4 protein-coding genes are annotated in these 4,685 nt (G+C 68.2%); 1 reads left to right on the top strand and 3 read right to left on the bottom strand.

What is annotated here, in order from left to right; translation table 11 throughout:
- Nucleotides 1-486, bottom strand: a 486-nt coding sequence (locus ELR45_RS41495) for a hypothetical protein (protein ID WP_240760145.1), incomplete at its 3' end; no start/stop codon positions are given.
- A 157-nt stretch (nucleotides 487-643) separates the two neighbouring features.
- Between ELR45_RS41495 and pheA the strand changes: the two genes are divergently transcribed.
- Nucleotides 644-1,597 (top strand): prephenate dehydratase, encoded by a 954-nt coding sequence (pheA, locus tag ELR45_RS25740; protein WP_129668893.1) that lies wholly within the window; start codon nucleotides 644-646, stop codon nucleotides 1,595-1,597.
- 129 nt (nucleotides 1,598-1,726) lie between these two features.
- Here the strand turns inward: pheA and ELR45_RS25735 are convergent, their stop codons facing one another.
- Both ELR45_RS25735 and ELR45_RS25730 read right to left on the bottom strand, forming a co-directional pair.
- Nucleotides 1,727-3,790 carry a S9 family peptidase gene (locus ELR45_RS25735; protein WP_129668892.1) on the bottom strand — a complete coding sequence of 688 codons (2,064 nt, stop codon included), beginning with the start codon at nucleotides 3,788-3,790 and terminating at the stop codon, nucleotides 1,727-1,729.
- A 69-nt stretch (nucleotides 3,791-3,859) separates the two neighbouring features.
- A partial coding sequence (locus ELR45_RS25730; protein WP_205857264.1) for a LacI family DNA-binding transcriptional regulator occupies nucleotides 3,860-4,685 on the bottom strand: 826 nt, incomplete at its 5' end.

Below are 4,685 nucleotides of genomic sequence, written 5' to 3'. Positions count from 1 at the left end.
CAGGAAATAGAAACGCGATCCGGAGACCTTCGCGCCCCGCTCCATCTCGATGGCGCCCAGGCCCTCACCGAGCTCCAGGTGGTCGCGGACCTTCTCCAGGTCCGGGCGGTCACCGACCTCGCGCAACACGACGTAGTCGTCCTCGCCGCCCGCAGGCACACCATCGATGGCGATGTTCGACGGCACCATCGCGAGCTCGTCGAGGCGACGCTGTGCCTCATCGGCGGCGGCCTCGGCCGCCTTGACCGCGGCGGCGAGCTCCTTCGCCTTCGCCAGCAGCGACTGCTTCTCGTCACCGGACGCTCCTGGGATCTCCTTGCCGAGGCTTTTCTGCTCGGCCCGGAGGCGTTCGAACTCGGACAGCGACGACCGCCGGGACTCGTCGGCGGCCAGCAGCTCGTCCACCACCTGCACGCTCTCACCGCGAGCTCGCTGCGAGGCGCGGAGACGGTCGGGATCGTCACGGATCACACGGAGATCTAGCACGCTAAAGAGACTAGCCTCGCCCCCATCTCTCCCCGCAACCGCATTGCGCCCCCGACCCATGATCATCAACCGTTGGGCCGGTCATCACGGGTCCAACGGTTGATGATCATTGAGATGATGATGAGAATCTCATGCCCGAGCGGGCTACAGTTTGAGGGTGCCTGTCACCCCTGACCGTTACGGATACCTTGGCCCCGAAGCGAGCTTCACCGAAGCCGCCAGCCGCCGCATGCCCGCCCTCATGGGCGCACAGCTCGAACCCTTCGGAACCGTGCACGCAGCCATCGAGGCGGTACGCTCGGGCGACGTCGCCGGCTCCGTCGTTCCGCTGGAGAACTCCATTGAGGGCTCGGTCAACACCACGCTCGACGAGTTGATCCGCGGCGAGCCGGTGATCATCTCCACGGAGTTCCTGCTCCCGGTGACGTTCACTCTGATGGCCCGCCCCGGCACCGAGCTGCCGGCAGTGCAGCGGATCATCACCCATCCGGTGGCCGAAGCACAGTGCCGCACCTGGCTGGGCAAGAACCTGCCCGATGTCTCGGTCGCACTCGGGTCCTCGACGTCCGCGGCGGCCAGCGCCGTCGCCACCGAGACTCCCGGGCCGGACGGCCGTCCGTACGACGCCGCCGTCTCCGCGCCTATCGCGGCAGAACGCTACGGCCTCACTCCACTCGCTGAACACATCGGCGATGACGAGGATGCCGTCACCCGCTTCGTCGTGGTGACCAGGCCAGGACCTCCGCCTCGTCCCTCCGGTTCGGACAAGACCAGCCTGGTCGCCTACATCCGCGACGACCATCCGGGCGCACTCCTGGAGATCCTCGAGCAGTTCGCCACCAGGGGCGTCAACCTCACGCGGATCGAATCCCGCCCCACCGGCAATGGCATGGGCCGCTACTGTTTCGTCGTCGATGCCGAAGGGCATGTCGGCGACGCACGCGTCGGCGAGGCGCTGATGGGACTGCGTCGAGTCTGCGCCGAGGTGCGTTTCCTGGGTTCTTACCCGAGAGCGGACGGCGTGCGGCCTCCCGTCGGGCGTGGAATGACGAATGAGGACTTCCGCGACGCCGCCGCCTGGGTCGAAGGGCTGCGGGCGGGACCGCGCTGAACGCCGACTCACCTCTTCGTGGGTTAAGTCTCGTGGCTGTCCCGGGCTTCCCATCGCCCCGCACGTGCAACTCGGCTCTGTCGGTTGCGCCGTAGCGGGGGACGGGATGCACAAGAGGCCCAGGCACGCTCAGGACAGCAGGGGCGGGGTCTCCCAGTCCTTGCCGAGGACGTGATGGGCCAGGAAGGCGAGCACCGTCTGATACCAGACGATCGCGTGCTGCGGCGTGAGGACCCAGTGGTTCTCATCCGGGAAATAGAGGAACCTGTGCGGTATCCCGCCGTCGTCGTTCGTCGCTTGGCGGGCGAGCTCGAACCACAGCCGCAGCGCCTCGCCGATCGGCACCCGATAGTCCTTGTCTCCGTGGATGACCAGCATCGGCGTCTCGATCGCGTCCGCGCTGTGGTGCGGGGAGTGTGCCGCAGTCATCTCGGGCGTCATCTCACGCATCCAGTACCACGCGGCGTCCGTGGTGGGACCGAAGCTGTCCAGATCCCACAGGCTCGCATGGGTGACGATCGCGTCGAACCGGTCGGTATGGCCCGCGACCCAGTTGGCCATGTAACCGCCGAAGGAGCCACCCATGGCCGCTGTCCGGTTGTGATCGATGTCTTCTCGTGCCACCGTCGCGTCGGTGATCGCCATCAGATCGGTGAACGGCGCATCTCCCCAAGCGCCCCAGCCGCGTCGGATGAAGTCCAGGCCGTAGCCGGTGGAGAGCGCGGGGTCCGGCAGCAGCACGGCATAGCCCTGCGCCACCGTGATCCACGGGTTCCACCGCCATGACCACGAGTTCCATGAGCTCAATGGGCCGCCGTGGATCCACAGAAGGAACGGAGCCGGGTTCGTCGGTGACGCGTCCTCGGGCAGAGCCAGCCAGCCACGCACCCGCACGCCGTCCTCGGTGAATGTCTCCACCTCGTCCAGCCGGCCGGGCAGCTTCAGCGCGGGAGCTGGGCCGGGCAGGGGCGTGGACTGCTGATCGGCGACGTCGGCCGCGAGCCGGACCGCGGTCATCGGCTCGAGGTACGACGTGCGCATCGCATAGACCTGATGGCCGTCCGGGGACACACTGACGTCGCTGTAGGCGTAGTCGTCCGCGGTCAGCCGGGTGACGCGGCCGTCGGCGACGTCGACACGGAAGATCGGCGCACGCCCGTTCTCGTCGGCGACGACGAGCAGCGCCGACGAGTCCGGCATCCATTGCGGTGTGCTCGCCGGCCAACGGTCCCATCCGCCGGCGAGCTCGCTGACCACACCGTCTGCCAGCGAGATCACGACGAGCGTCCGGTCACCGGGGTCGTCCGACGCGGTGTCACGTTCGCGGATAGCTGCGACGCTGCGCCCGTCCGGGCTGATTCGAGGCGCGCTGTACTCGTAGCTGGAACCTTCGGCGAGCACCCGCCTGTCACCGGTGGCGACATCGAGTGCGACCAGCGCCTGCCGGTAGCTACCACGGCCCGGAACGTTCCAGGTGGATACCACCGTGCTGCCGTCGGGGCTGATGTCGTAGCTCGCGCGTTCCAGGGCCCGGCCGGCATCGGGTGTCAGGTCCCTCAGCTGCACCGCTGCGTCTGCCAGGGGGTCGTCACCGGACTCGAGCTCACCCACGAACAGCCGGGTCAGGTCCGGGCCGAGGTCGCTGTCCCAGTAGCGCACCGGATAGCTCTCGTGCAGGATGGCCGAGATCTTCTTCTCTTTCCGCTCCTTGCGGGTAGCCTCCTCGGACGCCGTATCAGTGGCGGACGGGAACGTGGACGACGCGGTCAGGACCGTGCCGCTCTCCCGGGCGACCAGGACGCCGCCGACGCCGCCTGGTCGTTTGGCGACCACTCGGGCCTCGCCCCCGTCTGCCGGGAGCAGCCACAGCATCGGCGCCTCATCTTCGTCCTTGCTGGACGGATCCGGACGCGCCGAGCAGAAGAGCAGGGAGCCATCGGGCAGGAAAGCCGCGCCGCTCTCCCCTGTGGCGCTGCGGGTCAGCCGGCGCGCCGGGCGCCCACCGGACGGGTCGATCTCCCAGAGCGCTGTCACGTACTTCGTCTTGTCCGGGCTCAATGTCGCCACGGAGGTCACCAGACGGCCGCCGTCCGGTGAGAGGGTCAGGCCGCCGGCTCGGGGCAGCGCGATGTAGGTCTCCAGATCGTGGAACGGGGTTGGTGGTTGCGGGATCTCCGCCTCGATCTCGGTCATCCCCTTACGTTACGGGAGTATCCCGGGCCGAGGGCAGTGTCCTACTGGTGTGGCCGGAGAACCTTCGCGTCAGAGTCGACCGGATGCGGACGGCGGCGCGGTGCTGGAGCGCACGGTCAGCTCAGTGCGGACGGTGGTGACGTCGACGCCGCCTTCGGATCCGGTATCGTGCCTGCGCAGCCGCTCCAGCAATGAGGTCGCGGCGATCCGCCCCTGCTCCCGGACCGGCTGCGCCACCGTCGTCAATCCGAACAGCCAGGACATGTCATGGTCGTCGACGCCGACCACCGATAGGTCTTCAGGGACCCGCATGCCGTCCTCACGGGCGGCGTGGGCCACGCCCATCGCGATCTCGTCGGAGACCGCGAACACAGCGGTCGGCAGCGGGCCACGCCGTTTGAACTCGGCGTATGCGCTGACGCCGGCCTCAGCGACGAACGTGGCAGACACCACGAGCCCGGGGTCAGGCGCCACGCCGGCCTCGCGTAGCACCTGTTCGTAGCCTTGCCGCCGATCCGGCGCCACCGGGAAGCCCAGGTGATGTCCGGGGTCGCCACCGGCGAATCCGATGCGGCGATGCCCAAGGTCCACCAGATGCTGGGTAGCCTTGCGGCCGACCTCGACGTCGTCGATCCGTACCGTGGATATCCCGGGCATGACCGGACCGATGGCGATCACCGGACGTTGCATGGTCACCAACGCGTCCACCTCGTTGGGCGTCAGCGGCAGGCTGAGTACGACGAGCGCATCCACCCGTTTGCGAAGCAACTGCGTATCGACGACGCGACGCCGCTCGACCTCCACATCGGCCAGGCCGTATCGGAGGACGTCGTATCCAGCCGCGGAGAAGACGTCCTGGGCGCCCTCAGCGACGGCGGCGAAGTACCAGCCGTGC

Source organism: Phytoactinopolyspora endophytica, assembly GCF_004138495.1.
In the GTDB taxonomy this organism is placed as follows: domain Bacteria; phylum Actinomycetota; class Actinomycetes; order Jiangellales; family Jiangellaceae; genus Phytoactinopolyspora; species Phytoactinopolyspora endophytica.
Note: the sequence above shows the minus strand (reverse complement) of the source record. Positions and strands in the feature narration are given on the sequence as shown.